The organism is Adlercreutzia mucosicola DSM 19490, assembly GCF_000422625.1.
GTDB lineage: Bacteria > Actinomycetota > Coriobacteriia > Coriobacteriales > Eggerthellaceae > Adlercreutzia > Adlercreutzia mucosicola.
In genome coordinates, this window is sequence record NZ_AUGK01000016.1 from 46674 (window position 1) to 69710 (window position 23037).

Here is a 23037-nt window from a genome sequence, read left to right on the forward strand (position 1 = left end):
GAGAAAGGGGGAGACCATGAGCGCCTACACTGCGTCCCGTTCGCGCGTTGCCGGTCGCGCCTCCTTCGCCGCCGGCTCTGCGCCCCGCGCGGGCCGCTCCGGTGCCCGGGGCGCCTCCTTCGCCGCCGGCTATCGCGGGGCGCGCTACGTGCCCACCTCCGTGGCCGAGGCGCTGCCCGATTACGACGAGCCCTCCATCGCGGTGGTGCCCGGGGCCGGGCGCCGTGCCCAGACCCAGCAGGGCCTGTCCGCCGCGGCGCTCACCCTGGCGAAGGTCTGCGCGGTGGTGTGCATCGCGCTGGCCGTGATCGCCGTGGCCCGCGTGGCCATCACCTCGGCCGCAGCCTCCTGCGCCCTGGAGACCCGCGAGATCACCCAGAAGATCGACACGGCCCGCTCCCAGGGCAACGAGCTGGAAGTGGCCCAGAGTGTGCTGGCCAACCCCACCCGCATCAAGGCCCAGGCCATGGCCCTGGGCATGATGGCGCCGAGCGCCGCCTATTCCGAGCAGCTGAACCTGCCGCCCGATGTGGTCGCCACCGACGAGGCGGGCAATCTCTCGCTGTCCGAGAGCACTGCGGCCCTGGCGGCTCAGTAGGGAGCGCCCATGGATCGCCGATTCAACGACTCCCGCGCCGGCCGCGCCTCGTCGCCGCGCTCCCCCTACCGCCGCGCCCAAGGCGCCATCGACGCGGCCCTGCCCGCTGTGGGGGGGCGGGCCAAGGTGGTGCTCGTGCTGTTCGCCGCCTTCGCCGCCATCTTCTTTCTGCGCCTGGTGTTTCTGCAGGTGATCGTGGCCGATCAGTACTCGGCCCAGGCCGAGGAGTCGCGCACCATCAGCTTCACCACCAACCCCCACCGCGGCACCATCTACGATCGCAACGGCATCGTGCTGGCCACCAGCGTGGAGGCCACCACCATCTACGCCAACCCCGTGGAGGTCACCGACGTGGCCGGCACCGCCCGCGCCCTGGCCGGCGCGCTCGGCGGCGAGCCGGCCGATTTCGAGGCGCTGCTCTCCAAGGAGGGAACCTCGTTCGTCTACATCAAGCGCCAGGCCGAGGTGTCCGAGGGCGAGCGCGTGAAGGCGCTGGAGCTCGACGGCATCTACTTCATCGCCGACACGCGCCGGGAATACCCCAACGGCTCCATCGGCGGCCAGGTCATCGGCTACTGCAACGTGGACGGCGACGGCATCACCGGCTTGGAGCTGCAGTACAACGACATCTTGAAGGGCACGGCCGGCACCTATGTGGCCGAGCGCGGCGAGAAGGGCTTTCCCATTCCCGGCGGCGTGAAGGAGGAGACGCCGGCGGTGGACGGCCAGGACATCATGATCTCGCTGGACATCAAGCTGCAGGACACCGTGGAGCAGGCGGTCATCGAGGGCATGGAGACCATCGAGACCGATCAGGGCAGCGCCGTCGTGATGGACGCTTCCACCGGCGAGATCTACGCCGCCTGCTCGCTGCCGCTCATGAATCCCGCCGACATGGAGTCCTCCGAGGTGGGCAGCGAGCACGTGAAGGCCATCACCCAGGTCTACGAGCCCGGCTCCACCTTCAAGTCGGTGTCGGCCATGGCGATTCTCGAGGCCAAGAAGATGACGCCGGAATCCACCATGTTCTGCCCCAGCTCCATCTCGGCCAACGATTACGACGTCTCCGACGCCCACGAGCGCGAGGACGAGACCCTCACCCTGCGCGAGATTTTGAACCACTCGTCCAACGTGGGCATTTCCCTGGCCACCGAGGCGGCCGGCTTCGAGCACTTGAACGATGCCATCGGCCGCTATCACCTGACCGAGCGTACCGGTGTGGACTACCCGGGCGAGGGCTCGGGCCACGTGGAGGACTTCGAGAACTGGGGCACCATCGTCGGCTACAACGTCAGCTTCGGCCAGGGCATCTCCGTGACGCCTCTGCAGATGGTGCGCTTCTACGGCTGCATCGCCAACGACGGCGTCATGGTGACCCCGCACTTCCTCATCTCCAAGCCTCAGACCGGGGAAGTGGCCGAGTACCCCACGGAAGTGGTGACCGAGGACGCCGAGGCCCTCACCGACCTGCGCTCGATGCTGCGCTCGGTGGTCACCGACGGCTCGGGCAAGAAGGCCGACGTGGAGGGCTATCCGGTCTGCGGCAAGACCTCTACCGCCGAGGTGCCCTCGGAGCAGGGCGGCTACAAGGAGGGCGTCTACAACCTCGGCTTCTGCGGGTTCATCGACGGCGCTTCCACCAATTTAGTTTGTTTTGTAGGAGCCAACGAGGTTCCCTACACGCGCCAGACCACCCCGGTGTTTAACGCTATAATGACCAGTGCTGTCAAGCAATATAACATCACTTCATCGTAGAGGGATCAATCAGCTATGACCAAGACTTGCGCTGAGCTCTTCCAGGGCATGGAATGCACGATTATCGGCAACGGCGATGAGGAGGTGGCCGGGCTCGCGTTCCGCAGCGATTGCGCAGGCCCGCACGACATGTTCTTCTGCATCGTGGGCAACGTGGTGGACGGCCACTCCTTCGCCCAGGATGCTATCGATCGCGGTGCCACGGTGCTCGTGGTGGAGCGCAAGGTGTACCTGGCCGACGCCACGGACGTGACCGAAGTGGTGGTGGCCGATTCCCGCAAGGCCATGGCGCATGTGGCCGCGAACTTCTACGACCATCCCTCCCGCGACTTCTCGCTCGTGGGCATCACCGGCACCAACGGCAAGACCACCACCACCTACCTGGTGGAGCACATCGCGAACGCGGCGGGGAAGCGCTGCGGCGTGATCGGCACCGTGGGCAACAAGATCGCCGGGGTGCTGGAGAGGTCCGACCACACCACGCCCGAGTCGCCCGATCTGCAGCAGCTGTTCGCGCGCATGCGCGACGCCGGCTGCGACGTGGTGGCCATGGAGGTGAGCTCGCACGCCCTCGATTTGGTGCGCACCTGGGGCTCGACCTTCGCGGTGACGGCGTTCACGAACCTCACCCAGGACCACCTGGACTACCACCATACCTTCGACGACTACTTCGAGGCCAAGGCCCTGCTGTTCTCGCGGGACTATCCCGCCCGTCGCGTCATCAGCATCGACGGTGCCTGGGGCCGCGAGCTGTGGCGCCGCTGCAGCGAGGCCGGCGACGAGGTGATCACCACCGGCTTCGATACCACGGCCCAGATCCATCCTGTGGACGTGACCTACGAGGCCTCCCGCACCATCGTCGATCTGGAGGTGCGCGGCCGCCGCATCACCGTGACCTACCCGCTCGTGGGCCGCTTCAACGTGGAGAACGTGATGACGGCCTTCGGGTGCGCCCTGCAGCTGGGCCTTTCCGCCGAGGCCATCGCTGACGCCCTGGCTACCATGGAGCCCGTGCCCGGCCGCCTGGAGCGCGTAGCCGCCGCCGTAGAGGCCCCCATCAGCGTGTACGTCGACTACGCTCACACTCCCGATGCGCTGACCAAGGCCATCGCGTCCATCAAGGCCCTCAACGACCAGCGCACCTGCGTGGTGTTCGGCTGCGGCGGCAATCGCGACGCCACCAAGCGCCCCATCATGGGCCAGGCGGCCCTGGCTGCCGACTACGCCGTGGTCACGAGCGACAACCCGCGCCGCGAGGATCCGCTGGCCATCATCGACGACATCGTGGGCGGCATGGACGGGGCCGACAACTTCCTCGTGGAGCCCGACCGTCGCCGCGCCATCGCCGCGGCCATCGCCTGGGCCGAGCCGGGAGATGCGGTGCTCATCGCCGGCAAGGGCCACGAGGACTATCAGATCGTGGGCACCGAGACGCTTTCCTTCGACGACCGCAAGGTGGCCGCCGAGGAGCTGGAGCGCGCCTTCGGTTTGAAGGAGCAGGACTAGCGGGAAAGGAACACCGTGCGCCTTAACGCCAAACAAATCGCAGCATACACAGGCGGCCAGTTTCTCATCGATCCCATCGACCCCAGCGCGCTGATGTGCGGCATCACCTGGGATTCCCGCGAGGTGCGCCCCGGGTGGCTCTACGTGGCGCTGCCCGGAGAGCGGGTGGACGGCCACGACTTCGTCGGCGCCGCCCTGCGCGCCGGTGCCGCCGGAGCCCTGGTCATGCAGCGGCCCGACGCGGCGGCGAGCCTGCTCGCCCGCGAGATGGGCGCCGCCATCATCGAGGTGGCCAACACGGCCAGCGCCATTACCGATCTGGCCCGGGCCTGGCGCGGGCACCTGCGCGGCCGTGTCATCGGGCTCACGGGCTCGGTGGGCAAGACCACGACGAAGAACCTCACGCGGGACGTGTGCGCCGCCTACGGCAGCACCGTTGCCACTCGGGCCAACCAGAACAACGAGCTGGGCGTGCCCCGCACGCTTCTGGCCGCCGACCCGGAGACCGCCGTCGTCGTGGTGGAGATGGGCATGCGCGGCGCGGGCCAGATTGCCGCGCTGTGCGACTTCGTGCGCCCCGACTGGGGCGTGGTCACCAACGTGGGGGAGAGCCACATCGAGCTTCTGGGCTCGCGGGAGAACATCGCCCGGGCCAAGTCCGAGCTGTACGCTGCCCTGCCGGCGGGCACGGGCCGGGCCTTCTTGAACCTGGACGAGCCGATGCTCGACATCCTCATGGACGCGGGCGATTTGCGCGAGCGCCCCGTGGCGCTCGTGGGCTTCGAGGGCCATCCCGACGAGGCCACCTGCGAGCTGCTCGAGCGCGACGAGACCCTGTGCGAGGAAGTGGTGTGGGCCGAGGACGTCACTCTGGACGCCGAGGGCCGCGCTCGCTTCACCCTGTGCGCCCGCGACCATGCCGATGTGGAGGAGCTGGCCCTGTTCGCGCCCGTGGAGCGCTGCGCCTGCGAGCTGTCCCTCACCGGCCGCCACAACGTGGACAACGCCTGCGCGGCTGCAGCCGTGGGCTACGCGCTGGGGTTGGACCTGGAGACCATCGCGGCGGCTTTGAGCGCCTCGGTGCCCGAGCCCGGCCGTCAGGAGGTCATCGCGGCCCGCGGCGGCTTCACCATCGTGAACGACGCCTACAATGCGAGCCCCGATTCCATGCGGGCCTCGCTTTCCACCTTCGCCGCTACCGAGGTGGCCGGCCGCCGCATCGCCGTGCTCGGCGATATGGGCGAGCTCGGCGACTTCGCCGAGGCCTGCCATCGCGGCGTGGGGGCGCACCTGGCCGGTCTGCCCATCCAGCGCGTGATCTGCGTGGGAGAGCTGGCGGCCTTCATCGCCGAGGGCGCCGCCGCGGCCGGCATGGACGCCGCCCGCATCAGCCGGGCGGCCACCGTGGCCGATGTGCTGGAAGAGCTTGATACCCTGTTGGAGCCCGGGGACGCCGTGCTCGTGAAAGCGTCCCATTTCATGGGGCTTACCCGTGTTGTCGAAGGATTGGTCCACTAATGTTCTCTCTGTTCTCGTCCTATCCCACTTTTATGATCTTTCTGGCCGTGGTGCTGTCCATGGTGTTCACCATGGTGCTCATGCCGGCGTGGATTCGCTTTCTGCGCACGAGCCACATCGGCCAGCAAGTGCGCGCCGACGGCCCCCAGAGCCATCTGGTGAAGCAGGGCACGCCCACCATGGGCGGCGTCATCATGCTGGTGGCGGTGATCGCCTTCACGCTTCTGGCCTCGGTGGGCGCGCCCACCGTGGAGCTGTGGCTGCTTCTGGGCGCCACAGTGGCCACCGGTGTGCTCGGGCTCATCGACGACGCCTCGAAGGTGGCCCACGAGCGCTCGCTGGGGCTCACCCCCAAGGCGAAGCTCATCGGCCAGTTCCTCATCGCCGGCGTGTTCGTCATCTGCGCCGTGAATCTGCTGGATGTGGCTCCCACGGTGGAGATTCCCTTCGTGTGCACCATTGATCTGGGCGTGCTGACCACCGTGGTGCCCGTGGGGGAGGGCATCGAGATCCCCTGGCTCTACCTGGTGTACTGCCTCATCCTGCTGGTGGGCCTGTGCAACGCCGTGAACCTGACCGACGGCCTGGACGGCTTGGCCTCAGGCACGGTCATGGTGGTCATGCTCGTCATGGCGGCCATCGCGTTTCGCACTGGGCAGCTGGAGCCGGCTCTGTTCGCCGGGGCGCTGGCCGGGGCCTGCATCGGCTTTCTGTGGTTCAACTCCTTTCCGGCCGACATCTTCATGGGTGACACCGGGTCGTTGGCCTTGGGCATGGCGCTGGGGTGTCTGGCCGTGGTCACCAAGGTGGAGTTCATCGTCATCATCATCGGCGGCCTGTTCGTGGCCGAGGCCCTCTCGGTCATGATCCAGGTGTTCTACTATAAGAAGACGAAGAAACGCATCTTCCTCATGGCCCCTCTGCACCACCACTTCGAGAAGAAGGGCTGGTCGGAGACGAAGGTGGTCGTGCGCTTCTGGATCGTGTCGGGCATGCTGGCCGCCTGCGGCTTCGTGTTGCAGTTCGCCTCGTCGCTGGCGGTGGCCTAGCATGGCGGCGCAGAAGTGCCTGGACGGCTTCAAGCAGGCGCCCGCAACGCTCGGGCGCGTGCTCATCCTGGGCCTGGGCAAGTCGGGAAAGGCCGCGGCGGAATACTGTCTCGACCGTTTGGGCGATCGCGTGGAATCCGTGGCCGTGGCCGCTGGCGCGCCGAGCGCCGATGCCGAGGCCTGGGCTGACGGGGCCCGCGCCCGCGGTGCGGTGGTGATCTTCGACCACGAGGTGATCGAGGGCGCCTACGACCTGTGCATCGCGAGCCCGGGCATTTCCGAGTTCTCCGATTTCTACCGCAGTGCGGCCGTGGCCGCGGCCGAGGTGATCAGCGAGGTGGAGTTCGCCTGGCGCGAGAGCCGCGCCAACGCCCGCTGGGTGGCCATCACCGGCACCAACGGCAAGACCACGACCACGGCTCTGACCTGTCATCTGCTGCGCGCGGGCGGTATGTCCGCCTCGGCGGTGGGCAACATCGGCGAGACCTGCATCGAGGCGGTGGCCGCAGGTGCCACGGCGGTGTACGTGGCCGAGGTGTCCAGCTACCAGCTGGCCTCCACCCGCGACTTCGCCCCCGATGTGGCCGTGGTGCTCAACATCACCCCCGATCACTTGGCCTGGCATCGCACCCACGAGAACTATGCGGCGGCCAAGTGGAAGGTGCTCGCCCAGGCGAGCGCCGCCACCACGGCGGTGCTGAACGCCGGCGACGACGCCGTGCGGGCCCGCATTCGCGCCCTGCGCGCCGAGGGCGCCCCGTGCGCCATCGTGCCCATCGGCACAGCGGCGGGCGTGGGCGGCGATATGCGCGCGGCCTGCGGGTCGGCCTCGGCGGCCTTCCGCGGTGCCGGCGGCATGCTCACCGTGGTGCTGGATGGGCGGGAATACCCGCTCATCACCGTGGACGACCTGCAGATCAAGGGCGCCCACAACCAGGTAAACGCCCTGGCCGGGGCCGCGGCGGCTCTGGCCCTGGGGGCGCAGGCCACGGCCGTGGCCGAGGGGCTGCTCACCTTCGCGCCCTTGGAGCACCGCATCGAGCCCGCCGGCACCGTGGCCGGCGTGGCCTGCTACAACGATTCCAAGGCCACCAACGTGGATGCCACCCTGGTGGCTCTGACGGCCTTCGAGCCCCAGCGCCCCATCGTGCTTCTGGGCGGCCGCGACAAGGGCACCGACCTGGCCCCGCTCGTCGCGGCCTGCCGCGCCCACGCCCGGGCCGTCATCTGCTTCGGCGAGGCCCGCGAGCGTTTCGCCGCCGCCTTCGCCGCCGCAGTCGCCGAGGGGCTCGTGGTGGCCGAGGCCGCGGGCATGGAGGCCGCCCTCGATGAGGCCCTGGGCCTGGCAGCCCCGGGAGACGTGGTCGTGCTGTCGCCGGCCTGCGCCTCCTTCGACGAGTTCTCCTGCTTCGAGGAGCGCGGCGCCACCTTCAAGGCCCTCGTGGCCGACCGTGCTCGGAAAGCCGGCGCTTAGGGCTCATGGCGCGCTCTTCGCGACATACCTCAGCGCAGTCGGGCCCCTCTCTCCAGGGGCCTCGTGTTCTGCTGCTTCTGTGCGTGCTGGCCCTGGTGCTCATCGGGCTCGTGATGGTGTTCTCGGCCTCTATGGTGAAGGCTCTGGAGAACGGCGCGGCGGCCACCACCTACTTTCGCGGTCAGGTGATCTACGCCATTCTGGGCGTGGTCGCGGCCTTCGTGCTGTGGAAGATCATTCCCTATCGGTTCTGGATCGGGCCGGTGGTGCTCGTGGTGTGGGCCATCGCCGTGGTGCTCATCGTGGCCGTGTGGCTCGTGGGCACCGACCACTACGGCGCCCAGCGCTGGCTGACCATCGGCGGTTCGGAGATGCAGCCATCGGAGTTCTGCAAGATCGCCTTTCTCTTGGTGGCCGCGCGCCTGCTGGTGGACTACCGCAGCGGCAACGTGGAGCTGAAGACCACCATTCTGCGCGCATTCGTGCTGATCATCATTCCCATCGGCATCATGTACCGCACCCAGTCCGACCTGGGCACCACGGTCATCTGCTTCGTGGGCATCCTGGCCGTCATGTGGATGGGCGGCGTGTCGAAGCGCGTGATCGCGGCTTGCTTCGTGGTGGCCGTGGCCGGCGCGCTCATGGCCGTGTTCGGCACGGGATACCGCGCCGACCGTATGGTGTTCCTCGACCCGTGGAACGACGGCGAGGGCGGCTACGGCAGCGGCTACAACATCATCCGCTCGTTCTACGCCCTGGCCGAGGGCGGTCTCGTCGGCGTGGGCCTGGGCAACTCCCATGAGAAGTTCCAGTACCTGTTCGCCTCCGAGAGCGACTTCATCTTCGCCATCATCGGGGAGGAGCTGGGACTGGTCGGGGCGCTCGTGGTGATCGCGCTGTTTCTCGGCGTGCTGTTCGCGGGCCTGTCCATCGCCGAGCGCGCCTCCGACGAGATCGGGTCCATGATCGCCGGCGGCTGCACCGTGATGCTGGTGTTCCAGGCGTTTCTGAACATCGCCTGCGTGATCGGCGTGTTCCCGACCACGGGCAAGCCCTTGCCCTTCATCTCGTCGGGCGGCACGTCCATGCTGGCCTCGTTCATCTTGGTGGGGCTCGTGCTGTCGGTATCGGCGGCCGATGCCGAGCCGAGCATCTACGAGCAGCGCCGGGCCGACCTGCGCCTGGTGAAGCAGGAGCGCGGCGGCGCTCCGAGCCGCGATCGCCAGCGCGACCGCGGCCGCGACGGGGGCTGGGGCGGCGACCGCGCCGGCCGTCCGTCGGGGCGCGGTGCCGGTCGGGGCAGTGCGGGTCGCAGCGGTCGCGACGACCGTACGGGCCGCTCGCGCGGAAGACGATCGAGAAGCGAGGGCGGGCGCGCCGGGTCGCGGCCCGCATCTTTCAGGAGGTAGACCATGCTGGCAGTTCTCTCGGGCGGTGGCACCGCCGGACATATCAACCCCGCGCTCGCCCTGGCGAGCGAGCTTGCCGACCGCGGCTGGGACGTGCGCTTCGCCGGCACTCCCCAGGGCGTGGAGGCCCGGCTCGTTCCGGCCGCTGGCGTGCCCTTCACCGCCTTCGAGGCCTCGGGCTTCAACCGCAAGCACCCCTTGTCGCTCGTGAAGGGCGTCGGCAAGATCGCCGCGTCCAGTCGCAAGGCCGAGCAATGGTTCCGCGAGATCAAGCCCGACGTGGTGGTGGGCTTCGGCGGCTATGTGTCCATCCCGGTGGCCCGCGCCGCTGAGAAGATGGGCATTCCCGTGGTGCTGCACGAGCAGAACTCCGTCATGGGCATGGCCAACAAGTACCTGGCCAAGAAGGCCGCCTGCGTGTGTGTGACCTACGAGCACTCCATGGCCTGCCTGCCGCCCGATGCCTCCGCGCGCCTGACGGGCAATCCCGTGCGCCGCAGCGTGATGGAGGCGAGCCGGGAGGAGGGCCGCGCCCTGTTCGGCCTTTCCGAGGACGACACCATGCTGCTCGTGTTCGGCGGCTCTCTGGGCGCCCGCCACATCAACGAGGCCGTAGTGGCCCTGAAAGACGAACTGCTGTCCCGCCCTCGGTTGCACGTCGTGCACATCACCGGTCCCAAGGAGCTGGACGCCGTGACCGAGGCCTTGGCCCTGACCGAGGAAGAGGCGGGCCGCTGGACACTTCTGGGATACCAGGACCGCATGGGGGAGACCATGGCCGCCGCCGACGCCATCGTGTCGCGCGCCGGGGCCACCTCGCTCGCCGAGATCTCCGCCCGGGCCATCCCCGCCCTGCTCGTGCCCTACCCCCATGCCACCGAGGATCATCAGACCACCAACGCCCGGGCCTACGTGGATGCCGGCTGCGCCTTCATGGTGCCCGATGCCGAGCTGGACACCCCGGCCTTTTCCGAGGCCGTGTTCTCCCTCATCGACGATGAGGCGGTGCGCGCGGCCCAGACGGCGGCCGCCCGGGCCCAGAAAACGGCGGAGGCGGCCACGATGTTGGCAGATGTTGTGACGGCGGCGGCCGAGGGTCGCCCCTCTACGGTACAATAACGAAGTTTGAACCCATCACAGAGGGGACGGTTGCCCATGAGCACAGAGACAGTTCACTTCATCGGCGTCGGCGGCGTCGGCATGAGCGGCATCGCGCGCGTTGCCCACGACCAGGGCATGGCCGTGTCCGGCTCCGATCTGAAGGAGAGCCGCTACACCAAGCAGCTGCGCGACGCGGGCATCACGGTGTTCATCGGCCAGGACGGCGCCAACATCCCCGAGGGCGACCCCATGGTCGTGGTATCCACGGCCATTCTGGAGAACAACCCCGAGTTGATCGCCGCCAAGGAGCGCGGCCTGGCCATCCGCCACCGCGCCCAGATGCTGGCGCACTTGGGCCGCAACCTGGACACGCTCGCGGTGGCGGGCACCCACGGCAAGACCACCACCTCGTCCATGCTGGCCAGCACCTTGGATGCCATGGGGGCCGACCCCACCTTCCTCATCGGCGGCATCGTGCGCGCCTACGGCACCAACGCCCACTCCGGTTCCGGCCGCTACTACGTGGTGGAGGCCGACGAGTCGGACAAGTCGTTCACCTACCTGTCGCCGGCGGCGGCCATCGTCACCAACATCGAGGCCGACCACCTGGACCACTACGAGGGGCTCGACGAGATCTACGCCCAGTTCCGCGCCTTCTTGGAAGGAGTGCGCGAGCACGGCCCCGTGGTCGTGTGCGGCGACGATGCGCGCCTGGTCGAGGTGGCCCGATCCACGGGTCGCGCGGTGATCACCTACGGCTTCGGCGAGGGCTGCGATGCCCGTATCCTTGCGGCCGAGCCGGCGGGCGTGGGCACCGTGTTCACCCTGCGTCTGCCCGACGGGCGCGAGGTGGAAAGCCGTATCAAGCAGAATCCCGGGATGCACAACGTGGCCAACGGTGCTGCGGTGCTCACCCTCATCGACGCCCTCGGCCTTGAGGTGGAGGCGGCCGCCGAGAAGCTCGCGGAGTTCTCCGGCGTGCGCCGTCGCTTCGATCTGGCCGGCGAGGCGGCCGGTGTGACCGTGGTGGACGACTACGCCCACCACCCCACGGAGATCGCCGCCACCATCCAGGCCGCCCGCGCCCTGGACTTCAACCGCATCCACGTGCTGTTCCAGCCCCATCGCTATTCCCGCGTGGCCCTGTTCACCGAGGTGATGCACGACGAGTTCGGCGCCGCCTTCGACGGGGCCGACACCGTGACTTTCATGGACGTGTACTCGGCTGGCGAGGCCCCGGTGCCGGGCGTGTCGGGCAAGACCTTCCTCGCCCCGGTCATCGAGCACGGGCATACGGGGGCGCGCTACGTGCCGCGCCGCATCGACGTGGTGCCCGCCATGCTGGAGATCGCCGAGCCGGGCGATTTGATCATCACCATGGGCGCCGGCGATGTGACCGCCATCGCGCCGCAGCTGGTCGACGAGTTGGGGCAGTAGGAACCCATGGCCCGTCACGCTTCTCCGCTCCAATCGCTTCTGGTGGACGATCGCTTCGACGGCGACGTCTATCCCAACGAGCCCATGAGCCGCCACACCACCTATCGTATCGGCGGCCCGGCGCGCTTCTTCGTGCGTGTGAACTCCGTGGGGGCCCTCACGGGGCTCATCGATGTGTGCGTTGCCGAGGACGTGCCCTGGTTCATGGTGGGCCGCGGCTCCAACGTGCTCGTGGCCGACGAGGGCTTTGCCGGTGTGGCCGTGGCCCTCGGCCGCGACTTCCGCACGACGCGCTTCGAAGAGGGGCGCTTTCTGGTCGGCGCGGGGGCCACGCTGTCCTCGGTGGTGCAGGAAGCCTTCCGCCGCAACCTGGGCGGATTCGAGTTCGCCGTGGGCACCCCGGGCACCCTGGGCGGTGCTCTGCGCATGAACGCCGGCTCGCGGGACGAGTGGATCAGCTCGCGGGTGGTGTCGGTGGCCACCTATCGGCCTGGCCGCGGCCTGGCGCGCCTGCGCGGCGACGATATCGCCTGGGGCTACCGCACTAGCTCCTTCGCCGACGACGAGGCCATTTTGGAATGCGAGCTGTCCGCCGAGGCGGCCGATCCCTTCGCCGTGCGCGACAAGATGGAGGCCAACCTGGCCCGCCGTCAGCAGAGCCAGCCTCTGGCCGAGCCCACCTGCGGCTCGGTGTTCAAGAACCCCGAGGGCGCCTCGGTGGGGCGCCTCATCGACGAGCTGGGGCTGAAGGGCACCGTCTGCGGCGGCGCCTGCATCTCCGAGTTGCACGGCAACTTCATCGTGAACCGCGGCGGGGCCACGGCCACCGATGTGCGCGCCCTCATGGAGCACGTGCGCCATCGCGTGCGCGAGGCCTACGGCGTGGACCTGGCCTGCGAGGTGCGCCTCGTGGGCTTCAACGGGAGCGCCCGTGGCTAACCGCGGCTCGAACAACCCCCGCTACAACAAGAGCGCCGCGCGCCGCGCCGTCTCGGCCGCCTCGCGGCCGACGGCTTCGGGGCGCGGCGGCGGTGCCGCTCGCCCGAGTGCCCGCCGTGCGGGCGCGGCTCCCGGCACGCCCACGGCCCGGGGCGGCCGCGCCTCGGCCCGGCCCGGGACGCCCGCCCAGGTCAGCTCGGTGCGCCTGGGCGACTTGGACCGGGTGCACCGCCAGGCCAGTCGGCGCGAGGCGGCGAAGAAGAACCGCTCGACGGCCTTCAAGGCCATCGTGGCCGTCATCGTCGTGGCGGTGCTCGGCGTGGGTACCTACGCGGGGCTGTACTTCTCGTCGGCCTTCGCCATCGAGGAGGTGAAGGTGACCGGGGCCGACCATCTGACCAACGAGGAGATGGCCGTGCTGGCCGCCGTGCCCCAGGGCACCACCCTTCTGAACGTGGATGCCGCCGCCATCGAGAACAGCGTGGTGCGCGATTCCTGGGTGGCCGACGTGAAGGTGAACCGCCTGTTCCCCAATACCCTGGAGATCGTCGTGACCGAGCGCAAGGTGGCCGCGGTGGTGGAGGTGGTGGCCGACAACGCCAAGACCACCCAGATGTGGGCCATCGCCTCGGACGGCATGTGGCTCATGGAGATCCCCGCCCAAGATTCCGAGCTGGGCCAGTCCATCAGCCCCCAGATCTACACCGACGCCGCCAGCGTGCTGCACATCAAGAACGTGCCCTTCGGCCTGACGCCCGAAGTGGGCACCTACTGCACCGACGACAATGTGAACAACGCCCTGGCCATCTTGGACGGCCTGTCCACCGATCTGGCCGACCAGGTGAAGGCCGTCTCGGCCACCGACGCCGCCTCCACGCTGCTCACGCTGGAGAACGGCATCGAGATCGCCTTCGGCACCGCCGAGGACATCCGCGACAAGGAGCGCATCTGCCTGAAAATCATGGAGGAACACCCCGGCAAGGTGGCCTACATCAACGTTCGCGTCGTGGACCGCCCCACCTGGCGCGCCGTTTAATGTCGTATTCGTGGACATGGGGAATCCTTTAGCCGCGCTTATCGTTGCAAAGGGCACCTCATCGTGTAAAATATCCCCACATAAATGCCGCTTGCAGAAGCGGCGGGAAAGGCGCGTCTGCACGGCGCGCGAAGAACGAGCAAACGCAGCAGTGAAACGCAGCTAGTGTGGAGGAACAACAATGGTGAATATCCCGGGCGGAGAGCATCTGGCGGTTATCAAGGTCGTCGGCGTAGGCGGCGGCGGAACCAATGCAGTGAACCGCATGGTGGAAGCCGGTGTGCGCGGTGTGGAGTTTATCGCGGTCAACACCGACCGTCAGGCCCTTCTCATGTCCGATGCGGATAAGACCATCCACATTGGCGAAGAACTGACCCGCGGCCTTGGCGCCGGCGCGAACCCCCAGGTGGGTTGCCAGGCCGCCGAAGAGAGCCGCGCGGAGATCCGCGAGGCCCTGGCCGAGGCCGACATGGTGTTCGTCACCGCCGGCGAGGGCGGCGGCACCGGCACCGGCGCGGCCCCCATCGTGGCCGAGATCGCCCGCGAGGAGATCGGCGCCCTTACCGTGGGCGTGGTCACCAAGCCCTTCTCCTTCGAAGGCCGTCTCCGTCGCAATCAGGCTGACCAGGGCATCGACCTTCTGTCTCAGAAGGTCGACACCCTCATCGTGATCCCTAACGACCGCCTGCTCGAGATCGTCGACAAGAAGACGTCCATGATCGACGCCTTCCGCATCTGCGACGACACCCTGCGCCAGGGCATCCAGGGCGTCACCGACCTCATCACCATCCCCGGGCTGATCAACCTCGACTTCGCCGACATCCGCACGGTCATGAAGGACGCCGGCACCGCCATGATGGGCATCGGCGTGGCCACGGGCGAGAACCGCGCCTTGGACGCCGCTCAGCAGGCCACCTCTTCCAGCCTGCTGGAGTCCTCCATCGCCGGTGCGTCCCGCGTGCTGTTCTCCATCGCCGGCGGCCCCGACCTCACCCTCACCGAGGTGTCCGAGGCGGCCCGCACCGTGGAGGCCTGCGCCGACGATAACGCCAACATCATCTACGGCCAGATCATCGACGAGGAACTGCGCGATGCCGTGCGCATCACGGTCATCGCCACGGGCTTCAAGGTGGGCGCGTCCCAGTCCTCCATGGACTTCTCGCCCCGCAAGGACCTGTTCGCCTCCACCGAGACGGTTGCGCCCCAGCCGGTGCAGCAGGCCCCCGTCACCTTCAGCGCCCCGGCGCCCACGAACCGTTTCGCCGACGAGGACTACATTCCCGACTTCCTGAAGCGCTCGCGCTAGGAGCCGGGCCGTTTCATGGGCACGACTGTTCTGCCTTCGCCGCGGCTCGAACAAGATCTTCTGGGCGCCATCCCGGTGCTCACCGACAACGCGCTCGCCCGCACCTTGGGCGTGCGCGTTGCTTTTACGGGCCGGGAGGGCGGCGTGTCTGACGGGTGCTACGGCGCGCTGAATCTGGGCAATCATGTGAACGACGACCCGGCGGCGGTGGCCGAGAACGTGGCGCGCGCCGCCCGGGCCCTCGGTGCCGATCCGACCGAGGTGCTCGTGGCCAACCAGGTGCATGGCACTCGCATCGTTGCCGTGCGCGATAGCGGCCCGGCCGCCCTTCAAACCGCCCGCGCCGAGGCTGCGGCGGGGGCCGACGGCTTTCTCGTCACGGTACCGGGGGCTTTGGCCCTGCTGTGCTTTGCCGACTGCACGCCGGTGATTCTCGTGTCGCCCTCCGGCTCCTTTGCCGTGGCCCACGCCGGTTGGCGCGGCTGCGTGGGGGGCATCGCCTCGGCGGCGGCCCGCGCGCTGGCCGAGGCCGACCAGGTGAGCCCGGCGGCCCTGAACGTCTATATCGGGCCCCATATCGGCCCCTGCTGCTTCGAGGTGGGCGACGAGGTGGCCGTTCGGTTTCGCGACGCGTTCGGCCCGGCCTGCGTGGAGGGCGACGGGCGCCACGTGTCCATGGCCGCGGCCATCGCCGCCGATCTGGCATCGGCGGGGATTGACGGGCGCCGCATCGTGTCGGCGGGGGTGTGCACCCAGTGCCATCCCGACCGCTATTTCTCCTACCGGGCCTCCGGCGGCGTGTGCGGCCGCCACGGGGCTTTGGCCTATCGATCGGAAAGGTGATTCCCTTGAGCGTGAGAAACCGCTACCAGTGCGTCGTTGACGAAGTGGCCGAGGTGTGCGAGCAATGCGGGCGGGCGCCGTCCGAGGTGCGCGTCGTCGCGGTGTCGAAGACCGTGGGGCCGGACGAGGTGGCCGATGCCGCGGCCGGCGGTGCCGTGGACTTCGGCGAGAACCGCCCCGAGCAGCTGGCGGCCCGCGCCGACCAGTTTCCCGCGTTGCGCTGGCACTTCATCGGCAACATCCAGTCGCGGCGCATTCCCGAGATCGTGGGCGCCTCCGTGCTCATCCATTCCCTCTACCAGCTCCGTCACGCCGAGAAGATCGATCGGGCGGCTGCGGCCGCAGGGAAGGTGCAGGACGTGCTCATCGAGGTGAACGTGTCCGGCGAGGCGTCCAAGAGCGGCGCGACCCCCAAGGAGGCCCCGGGTCTCGTGCGCGCCGTGGCGGCCCTGCCGCGCGTGCGCGTGCGCGGCCTCATGACCATGGCGCCCCAGGGCGATGCCGCCCGCGCCGAGGCCGCCTTCCGCGGCCTGGCGACCCTGGCCGACGAGATCCGCGCCACGTTGGCCCCCGATGAGGCCGCGGCGTTCACGGAGCTGTCCATGGGCATGAGCGAGGACTGGCCCTGCGCCATTGCCTGCGGTGCCACGATTGTGCGCATCGGCCGTGCGATCTTTAGCGAATCTTTCGAGGAGTAGCGGCGAACCTGCTATGATGGTGGGCGGACTATACCAGGCCGCCGAGGCGACCTCGGCCCTTTTCGGGCCAGGAGGGTGCCACCGCGCGGATACTCGGAACGTAAAGCAGGAGGCCCCATGGACCTGAACGACGGCAAGCGCATGTTCGGCGATATTAAGTCGAAGCTGGGCTTCGGTCGCAAAGACGACTACGAGGAATACTACGACGACTACGAGGAATACGATGAGGAAGACTACGGCGAGTACGGCTACGATGAGAGCTACGAGCGCTCGTCCTCCTCGTCGCGCTACGATCCCTACAGCTCGGTGACCACCCGCGAAGTGGGGGGCCGCTCGGCAGGTCGCTCTTCCATGCCGCGTCTCGTGTCCATCGACGATGTGCGCGCCCGCACCCAGGTGCCCAGCTTGGGAGAACGCGACGGCGGCGTATCCGGCCGTCGGACGAGCGGATCCAACTCGTTCCGCACCATGGTGGATTCCTCGTTGCCGCCCCAGATGACCCCCGAGGGCACCGCTGCCGCCTCCGCGGCGGCCACGGCGGCTCATACGGCTCGCTCCGAGGGGCTGAACTCGCTGTTCGAGCCCACGACCTCTTCCCAGGACGAGCGCCCGAGCGCCGGCAGCAGCCGTCCCGCCTTCGGGGCCGCCGCAGCCGCGCGCACCACGCCGTCGCGCACGCTGAAGGTGATCAAGCCCGTGGCCTACAACGATGCCGAGGCCATTGCCACGGCACTGAAGCTGGGCGATGCGGTGGTGCTGTGCCTGACGGGCACGCCCGACGCCTTGGCCAAGCGCATCCTCGACTTCTCCTTCGGCGTGGCCAGCGCCCTGGACGCCAATGTCGAGAGCGTGGGGAACAAGGTCTTCGCGCTGACGCGCATCAACGAACTGTCCGAGGGCGAGCGCTCCTATCTGCGCAGCCAGGGTCTGGCCTAAGCCGGTGCTGTCCCCGCGTCTTCCAAAGGAGCTTCTATGCTGATCAACCTCATCGCGCAGCTTGCGAACGCCTATTCCATGATCATCTTCGTGTACGTGATGATGTCGTGGCTGCCCAACACTCAGAACGGCGTTGTCGGCGACATCTACCGGGCGTTGGGAAAGCTGTGCGACCCCTTCCTCAATTTGTTCAAAAAACTCATTCCGCCCCTTGGAGGTATGGTGGACGTAACTCCCATCATCGCCTTGCTTGTATTACAATTCGGGGTACGTTTGCTGGCGTGGCTCTTCTAGTCAAGCGACCGGCATTCAGATAGCAACAGCAACGTAAGAAGGGCCAGGTAATCCATGACTATCACTGCTTCTGACATCCACAATCAGAGCTTCTCCATCGACCGCAAGGGCTACGATGTCGACGAAGTGGACGTGTTCCTCGAGCATGTTGCCGATGAGATCGATGTGCTGAACGACACCATCGCGCACCTGCAGGCTCAGCTGGAGGAGGATCGCTTCAGCGGCTTCGACGCCCCGGCCTCTTCCACGGTGGCCATCACCGAGACGGCCGTGGCGACGGTGGACACCTCCGAGCTGGATGCCCAGCTGGCCCAGAAGGATGCCATCATCAGCGACCTGGAGCGCCAGCTGGCCGACAAGCGCGCCGACGACAACGCCATCGCCCAGGCCCTTATCATCGCCCAGCGCTCGGCCGATGAGATTTTGGCCAAGGCCAACGCGAATGCCACCGAGACCATCCAGGACGCCCGCGACGAGGCCCAGCGCATCATCGATCGCGCCAACACCGATCGCCAGGACGTGGTGGATGCCATCCGCAAGCTGCAGGACGACCGCGAGGATGCTCGCGAGGAGTACGCTGACCTGCTGAAGGACATCATCGCCGACGCCTCCCGCAAGCTGGCCGACATCGGGGCCAACGTGCCCGCCGCCGCTGCCGTGGCCGATGGCGAGTACGACGTGGCCGCCGGCCTCACCGGCAACTTCGAGATCGACGAGTACGTGGCCCCCTCCTCCTACGTGACGCCCGCCGCCCCGGCCGCCCCGGCCGCTGCCGCCGGCATCGCCGTGGCCGCCGCTACGCCGGTCGCCTCTCCCTACGAGAAGGACCTCTCCGGTTTCGGTGACGCCGACGACTTCGAGTTCGAAGAAATCGACTAGACGGATCCGAAAACGTTCCGTGCATGCAAGAGCCGCCTTCAAGGCGGCTCTTTTCGTGTCCTGCCTCCGGCACCTCGCCCCTGCGCCTCGGCGAAGCCCTCGCCGAAGAGGGTCGACGTGACTTTCTCGCATTTTGGCTACGTTTTCGCGAGCTAGGCCAAAAGCGGGCGCTTTGTATGGGTTTCGGCGTATGGGTTTTGACATGTGGGTTTCGGCGAGCGGGCCTATAAGCCGGGTTCTGTCGGGGACGGCCATTTATCTCGAACGCGAGTCGCCTCGCGCCTCTAGCACGCAACCCGAGCGCACGGCGGGCCACCGTGTGGCGCTCCTATTTGCGCTTGCTCCAGATGGGGTTTACCAAGCCGCGACGTTACCGCCGCGCTGGTGCGCTCTTACCGCACCGTTTCAGCTTTTCTCCTGTGTCGCGCATGCGGCTTGTCGCTGCATGTTCCGAGCAGGGGAGTCTTCTTTTCTGTGGCACTGTCCGTCGGGTCGCCCCGCCCAGCCGTTAGCTGGCATCTTGCCCTGCGGAGCCCGGACTTTCCTCGCACCCCGAAGGGTACGCGGCCGTCTGGCCCGCTCGCCTGTGGTATTGTAGCAGAAAGGACGGAACTTGCCAGAAAGGATTCCCGTGACCACCTACGCCCTTGTCGGCGCCTCGGATTTCAACGCAGCATACTTCGCCGAGCGCGCGGCCTGCGGTGCCTTCGATGCCGTTATCGCCGTGGACGGCGGCTTCGCGTCCCTTGAGGCGGCGGGCTGCGTGCCCGATCTTGCTCTGGGCGATTTCGACTCCCTGGGCTTCGTGCCCGAGGGCGTGCCCGTGAAGTTATTTCCGGCGGAGAAGGACGCTTCGGACATGGAGCTGGCCCTGGAAGAGGCGCTGACGTGCGGTGCCGGGACCGTGGAAGTGTACGGGGCCCTCGGCGGCCGGCTCGATCACACGCTCGCGAACCTGTCGCTTCTGGCCTCGTTCGCCGAGCGCGGGCTGGACGTGGCGGCCGTGGGGGAGCGCGAGCGCATCGCACTGCTGGTAGGGCCGGGTGAGCTGCTGATCGAGGCGGCCGATGGGGGCATCGTGTCGGTCTTCTCCCTTTCCGATGTGGCCACCGGCGTGTGCGAGGAGGGACTGAAATACGGACTCGACGGCGTTACGCTCACCAATCGCACGAGCTGGGGCCTATCCAACGAACTCGTGGGCACGGCCGCCCGTATCTCCGTCGAAAGCGGCACCTTGGCCGTGTTCCTGCCCCTGTAGGCTCCTCGTCGCCGCAGGGTTCCCTATACTGATCTGACAACCGCATACCTGGGGAGCTTGCAGCCGCCGCATGCGCGTGCGGCCGGGCAGGCTGAGAGGAGGCGCCGCATACGCCTCGACCCGCCGAACCTGCTGTGGGTAATGCCAACGAAGGGAGTTTTATGATCGAAGATCGCACGACATCCGTATCCGCCGCCTCTGGGCCGGCCCCCGCGCCTATCACCCAAATGGATTATGCCCGTGCTGGCATCATCACGCCCCAGATGGCCGCCGTGGCCTCCGCCGAGGGCCGCGAGCCCGAGGCCATCCGCGCCGCCGTGGCCGCCGGCCGCATCGCCATTCCCGCCAACATCCACCATGCGAGCCTGACACCGGGCGGCGTGGGCTCCACCTTGGACGGCGTGCCGCTGACTACCAAGGTGAACGTGAACCTCGGTATCTCCGGCGACATGGCTGACGAGGCGACGGAATGGGAGAAGGTGGCCGTGGCCCTGGACCTGGGGGCCGATGCCATCATGGATCTGTCGAACTCCGGCAAGACGCGCGCCTTCCGCACGAAGCTTATCGAGCAATCGCCGGCCATGATCGGCACGGTGCCCATGTACGATGCCATCGGCTATCTGGAAAAGGCCCTCATCGCCATCACGCCCGAGGACTTCCTGGAAGTGGTACGGGCCCATGCCGAGGACGGCGTGGACTTCGTCACCATTCACGCCGGCATGAACCGCCGGGTCATCGAATCGTTCAAGGAGACGGGGCGCCTGACCAACATCGTGTCCCGCGGTGGCTCGCTCATCTTCGCCTGGATGGAGGCCACGGGCCGCGAGAACCCCTTCTACGAGTACTACGACGAGGTACTGGCCATCCTGCACGAGCACGACGTGACCATCTCGCTGGGCGACGCCATGCGTCCCGGCAGCGGCTACGACGCCACTGACGCGGCGCAGATCGCTGAGCTCATCGAGCTGGGGAAGCTCACGCGTCGCGCTTGGGATGCCGGCGTGCAGGTGATGGTGGAGGGCCCGGGACATATGGCCCTCGACGAGATCGCCGCCAATATGAAGCTGCAGAAGCGTCTGTGCCACGACGCTCCCTTCTACGTGCTGGGGCCTCTCGTGTGCGATGTCGCTCCCGGCTACGACCACATCACGGCCGCCATCGGCGGGGCCGTTGCGGCTACCGCGGGCGCCGACTTTTTGTGCTATGTGACTCCGGCCGAGCACCTGCGCTTGCCCGATGCGGCCGATGTGCGCGAGGGATTGGTGGCCACGAAGATCGCCGCCCATGCCGCCGACATCGCCAAGGGCGTGCCCGGCGCGCGCGACCGCGACAACCGCATGAGCGATGCCCGCCGGCGCGTGGCCTGGGACGAGATGTTCGATCTGGCTCTGGATCCGGCCCGGGCCCGCGCTGTCTTCGAGAGCGCTCCGCCCTCCACTGAGGGCACCTGCACCATGTGCGGAAAGATGTGCGCCATGAAGACAGTGAACGACATCATGGACGGACTCACTGTTTCGTTGTCCTGACGGACAACGAATTAAGCCGACGCTGTGGCTCCGATAGGCACCTGGCCTTGCCCCTTGTTTCGCACGCGGCGTTGGCCGAAGCCAACTTGGTGCGAAGGCGGGGCAATTCCAGGCACCTATCGGACCCTCGCTGACATGGGTTCAACCCGGGAGGTAAGAACATGTTCGATAAGAAAAACCTGAAGGCCGCGTTGCGCCTATACGCGGTGACCGACAATGCGTGGCTGGGGGAGCGTACCCTGGCCTCGTGCGTGGAAGAGGCGCTTGAGGGAGGCGCCACCTTTGTACAGTTGCGCGACAAGCATGCCGCTCCCGACGCGCTCGTTGCCGAGGCTGCCGAGCTTTTGGCCCTGTGCCGGGCGGCCGGGGTTCCCTTCGTGGTGAACGACGATGTAGAGTGCGCGCTCGCGGTCGGCGCCGACGGGGTGCACGTGGGCCAAGACGACATGGCCTGCGAACGGGCCCGGGCGCTGCTCGGGCCCGATGCCATCGTGGGCGTGAGCACCCAGACGGTAGAGCAGGCCCGCGCTGCCGAGGCCGCCGGCGCCGACTATCTGGGAGTGGGGGGCGTGCGCGGTACGGCCACTAAGCCCGAGGCTGGTGTGCTCACACCCGAGGAGTTCCGCGCCATTGCCGCGGCGGTGGATATCCCCATCGTGGCCATCGGCGGCATCAACGGCGACACGCTGCCGCTTCTGGCCGACCTGAACGTGGACGGCGCCGCCGTGGTGAGCGCCATCTTCGCCGCCGACGATATAACGGCGGCGACCCGCGGGCTTTCCCGTATCATGGATGACGTGCTGCCCCGTTAAGGGTGGGGCCGCCTGCAAACCCTGGCCGGGCCGCGCTGCGGCCGCCATCGAGAAAGGACGATCATGCTGGGAGACGAGAACAACAACGATCTGGTGAACCTGGATACCATCGACCGCGCGAAGTGCGCGCTGCTCGTTATCGATGAGCTGGGCGATCCCACGGGCACGCCTTGGGAGGCGCTGCTGCTGCCCCCGATGCAGCAGACGGCGCGTCTGACCACCGCCGCCCGCGCCGCCGGCATGCCCGTCGTCTTCTCCAACGACGCGCACCTGCCCGGTATCGACCGCGAGCTGGCGCTGTGGGGCAACCACGGCATCGCCGGCACGCCCCAGGCCCAGACCTCGCCGCTTTTGGACCCGCAGCCCACCGACTACGTGGTGGAGAAGCGCCGCTACAGCGGGTTCTTCCAGACGGGGCTTCTGCTGCTTTTGAACGAGCTGGGCGTGGACACGCTCATCTGCTGCGGCATGGATACGAACATCTGCGTGAAGCACACTGTGGCCGACGCCTACTTCAACAACTTCAATATCATCGTCGTGGATGACGCGACGGCAACCTTCCTCGTGGGAAACCAGGAAGAGGGCATCGAATATATGAAGGTGTGCTACGCTGCGAAGATCATCGATACCGATGAGGCCGTAAAGTTCATCGAAGGGTAGGCC

At 67.7% G+C, this 23037-nt stretch carries 21 protein-coding genes and 1 other RNA gene; 21 read left to right on the forward strand and 1 reads right to left on the reverse strand.

Annotation, left to right across the window (positions count from 1 at the left end; genetic code table 11):
• The first annotated feature begins 16 nt into the window (after window positions 1–16).
• From G503_RS14735 to G503_RS0109845, 17 genes are all read left to right on the forward strand, one after another.
• On the forward strand, window positions 17–598 hold the full coding sequence (locus tag G503_RS14735; protein WP_051191114.1) for a hypothetical protein: 582 nt from the start codon (window positions 17–19) through the stop codon (window positions 596–598).
• 9 nt (window positions 599–607) lie between these two features.
• Window positions 608–2353, forward strand: coding sequence for a peptidoglycan D,D-transpeptidase FtsI family protein (locus tag G503_RS0109770; RefSeq protein ID WP_084636507.1), 1746 nt, complete (start codon window positions 608–610; stop codon window positions 2351–2353).
• Between the two features lie 15 nt (window positions 2354–2368).
• Window positions 2369–3859, forward strand: a complete 1491-nt coding sequence (locus tag G503_RS0109775; RefSeq protein ID WP_028027424.1) for a UDP-N-acetylmuramoyl-L-alanyl-D-glutamate--2,6-diaminopimelate ligase — start codon at window positions 2369–2371, stop codon at window positions 3857–3859.
• 15 nt (window positions 3860–3874) lie between these two features.
• Window positions 3875–5377 carry a UDP-N-acetylmuramoyl-tripeptide--D-alanyl-D-alanine ligase gene (locus G503_RS0109780; protein WP_028027425.1) on the forward strand — a complete coding sequence of 501 codons (1503 nt, stop codon included), beginning with the start codon at window positions 3875–3877 and terminating at the stop codon, window positions 5375–5377.
• Window positions 5377–6426, forward strand: a complete 1050-nt coding sequence (gene mraY / locus G503_RS0109785) for a phospho-N-acetylmuramoyl-pentapeptide-transferase (protein WP_028027426.1) — start codon at window positions 5377–5379, stop codon at window positions 6424–6426. Before G503_RS0109780 ends, mraY begins: the two co-directional genes overlap by 1 nt.
• A 1-nt stretch (window position 6427) precedes the next feature.
• Entirely contained in the window at window positions 6428–7900 is a 1473-nt protein-coding gene (murD, locus tag G503_RS0109790; RefSeq protein WP_028027427.1) for a UDP-N-acetylmuramoyl-L-alanine--D-glutamate ligase, read from the forward strand.
• 5 nt (window positions 7901–7905) lie between these two features.
• Window positions 7906–9309 (forward strand): FtsW/RodA/SpoVE family cell cycle protein, encoded by a 1404-nt coding sequence (locus G503_RS14740; RefSeq protein WP_084636508.1) that lies wholly within the window; start codon window positions 7906–7908, stop codon window positions 9307–9309.
• A 3-nt stretch (window positions 9310–9312) separates the two neighbouring features.
• Window positions 9313–10428 carry an undecaprenyldiphospho-muramoylpentapeptide beta-N-acetylglucosaminyltransferase gene (gene murG / locus G503_RS0109800; protein WP_028027428.1) on the forward strand — a complete coding sequence of 372 codons (1116 nt, stop codon included), beginning with the start codon at window positions 9313–9315 and terminating at the stop codon, window positions 10426–10428.
• A 36-nt stretch (window positions 10429–10464) separates the two neighbouring features.
• On the forward strand, window positions 10465–11847 hold the full coding sequence (gene murC / locus G503_RS0109805; protein WP_028027429.1) for a UDP-N-acetylmuramate--L-alanine ligase: 1383 nt from the start codon (window positions 10465–10467) through the stop codon (window positions 11845–11847).
• Window positions 11848–11853: 6 nt separating this feature from the next.
• Window positions 11854–12786: a UDP-N-acetylmuramate dehydrogenase gene (murB, locus tag G503_RS0109810; RefSeq protein WP_028027430.1), complete on the forward strand. Its 933-nt coding sequence runs from the start codon at window positions 11854–11856 to the stop codon at window positions 12784–12786.
• On the forward strand, window positions 12779–13822 hold the full coding sequence (locus G503_RS0109815; protein WP_235715541.1) for a cell division protein FtsQ/DivIB: 1044 nt from the start codon (window positions 12779–12781) through the stop codon (window positions 13820–13822). The genes murB and G503_RS0109815 overlap by 8 nt, the downstream gene beginning before the upstream one ends.
• A gap of 181 nt (window positions 13823–14003) precedes the next feature.
• Complete coding sequence (ftsZ, locus tag G503_RS0109820) at window positions 14004–15128, forward strand: cell division protein FtsZ (protein ID WP_028027432.1); 1125 nt, start codon at window positions 14004–14006, stop codon at window positions 15126–15128.
• Between the two features lie 15 nt (window positions 15129–15143).
• Window positions 15144–15971 carry a polyphenol oxidase family protein gene (locus tag G503_RS0109825; protein ID WP_028027433.1) on the forward strand — a complete coding sequence of 276 codons (828 nt, stop codon included), beginning with the start codon at window positions 15144–15146 and terminating at the stop codon, window positions 15969–15971.
• An 11-nt stretch (window positions 15972–15982) separates the two neighbouring features.
• Window positions 15983–16669 (forward strand): YggS family pyridoxal phosphate-dependent enzyme, encoded by a 687-nt coding sequence (locus G503_RS0109830; RefSeq protein ID WP_328285572.1) that lies wholly within the window; start codon window positions 15983–15985, stop codon window positions 16667–16669.
• 117 nt (window positions 16670–16786) lie between these two features.
• A complete protein-coding gene (locus tag G503_RS0109835; RefSeq protein ID WP_028027435.1) occupies window positions 16787–17605 on the forward strand; it encodes a cell division protein SepF in 819 nt (272 codons plus the stop codon).
• A gap of 36 nt (window positions 17606–17641) precedes the next feature.
• The gene (locus G503_RS0109840) at window positions 17642–17899 is read left to right on the forward strand and encodes a YggT family protein (RefSeq protein ID WP_028027436.1); all 258 of its coding nucleotides are present in this window, start codon (window positions 17642–17644) and stop codon (window positions 17897–17899) included.
• A gap of 54 nt (window positions 17900–17953) precedes the next feature.
• Entirely contained in the window at window positions 17954–18778 is an 825-nt protein-coding gene (locus G503_RS0109845) for a DivIVA domain-containing protein (RefSeq protein ID WP_028027437.1), read from the forward strand.
• A gap of 211 nt (window positions 18779–18989) precedes the next feature.
• Here the strand turns inward: G503_RS0109845 and rnpB are convergent.
• Window positions 18990–19361, reverse strand: an RNA gene (gene rnpB / locus G503_RS15695) — RNase P RNA component class A.
• A 30-nt stretch (window positions 19362–19391) separates the two neighbouring features.
• On the opposite strand from rnpB, the gene G503_RS0109850 reads away from it, so the two are divergent.
• The 4 genes from G503_RS0109850 to G503_RS0109865 all read left to right on the forward strand — a co-directional run bounded on the left by G503_RS0109850 (window position 19392) and on the right by G503_RS0109865 (window position 23034).
• On the forward strand, window positions 19392–20036 hold the full coding sequence (locus G503_RS0109850) for a thiamine diphosphokinase (protein WP_028027438.1): 645 nt from the start codon (window positions 19392–19394) through the stop codon (window positions 20034–20036).
• Window positions 20037–20197: 161 nt separating this feature from the next.
• Window positions 20198–21562, forward strand: coding sequence for a phosphomethylpyrimidine synthase ThiC (gene thiC, locus G503_RS0109855; protein ID WP_051191115.1), 1365 nt, complete (start codon window positions 20198–20200; stop codon window positions 21560–21562).
• A gap of 161 nt (window positions 21563–21723) precedes the next feature.
• Entirely contained in the window at window positions 21724–22374 is a 651-nt protein-coding gene (thiE, locus tag G503_RS0109860; protein WP_028027440.1) for a thiamine phosphate synthase, read from the forward strand.
• Between the two features lie 63 nt (window positions 22375–22437).
• Window positions 22438–23034 carry a cysteine hydrolase family protein gene (locus G503_RS0109865; RefSeq protein WP_051191116.1) on the forward strand — a complete coding sequence of 199 codons (597 nt, stop codon included), beginning with the start codon at window positions 22438–22440 and terminating at the stop codon, window positions 23032–23034.
• Window positions 23035–23037: the final 3 nt, after the last annotated feature.

Excerpts from the sequence above, each read along its gene's own strand:
- G503_RS14740 (WP_084636508.1), top strand. The coding sequence starts at position 7,906 with ATGGCGCGCTCTTCGCGACATACCTCAGCGCAGTCGGGCCCCTCTCTC.
- G503_RS14735 (WP_051191114.1), top strand. The coding sequence starts at position 17 with ATGAGCGCCTACACTGCGTCCCGTTCGCGCGTTGCCGGTCGCGCCTCC.
- G503_RS0109865 (WP_051191116.1), top strand. The coding sequence starts at position 22,438 with ATGCTGGGAGACGAGAACAACAACGATCTGGTGAACCTGGATACCATC.
- G503_RS0109775 (WP_028027424.1), top strand. The coding sequence starts at position 2,369 with ATGACCAAGACTTGCGCTGAGCTCTTCCAGGGCATGGAATGCACGATT.
- murG (WP_028027428.1), top strand. The coding sequence starts at position 9,313 with ATGCTGGCAGTTCTCTCGGGCGGTGGCACCGCCGGACATATCAACCCC.
- G503_RS0109845 (WP_028027437.1), top strand. The coding sequence starts at position 17,954 with ATGACTATCACTGCTTCTGACATCCACAATCAGAGCTTCTCCATCGAC.
- murB (WP_028027430.1), top strand. The coding sequence starts at position 11,854 with ATGGCCCGTCACGCTTCTCCGCTCCAATCGCTTCTGGTGGACGATCGC.
- G503_RS0109770 (WP_084636507.1), top strand. The coding sequence starts at position 608 with ATGGATCGCCGATTCAACGACTCCCGCGCCGGCCGCGCCTCGTCGCCG.
- G503_RS0109825 (WP_028027433.1), top strand. The coding sequence starts at position 15,144 with ATGGGCACGACTGTTCTGCCTTCGCCGCGGCTCGAACAAGATCTTCTG.
- G503_RS0109835 (WP_028027435.1), top strand. The coding sequence starts at position 16,787 with ATGGACCTGAACGACGGCAAGCGCATGTTCGGCGATATTAAGTCGAAG.
- mraY (WP_028027426.1), top strand. The coding sequence starts at position 5,377 with ATGTTCTCTCTGTTCTCGTCCTATCCCACTTTTATGATCTTTCTGGCC.
- thiE (WP_028027440.1), top strand. The coding sequence starts at position 21,724 with ATGTTCGATAAGAAAAACCTGAAGGCCGCGTTGCGCCTATACGCGGTG.
- murD (WP_028027427.1), top strand. The coding sequence starts at position 6,428 with ATGGCGGCGCAGAAGTGCCTGGACGGCTTCAAGCAGGCGCCCGCAACG.
- ftsZ (WP_028027432.1), top strand. The coding sequence starts at position 14,004 with ATGGTGAATATCCCGGGCGGAGAGCATCTGGCGGTTATCAAGGTCGTC.
- murC (WP_028027429.1), top strand. The coding sequence starts at position 10,465 with ATGAGCACAGAGACAGTTCACTTCATCGGCGTCGGCGGCGTCGGCATG.
- thiC (WP_051191115.1), top strand. The coding sequence starts at position 20,198 with ATGATCGAAGATCGCACGACATCCGTATCCGCCGCCTCTGGGCCGGCC.
- G503_RS0109840 (WP_028027436.1), top strand. The coding sequence starts at position 17,642 with ATGCTGATCAACCTCATCGCGCAGCTTGCGAACGCCTATTCCATGATC.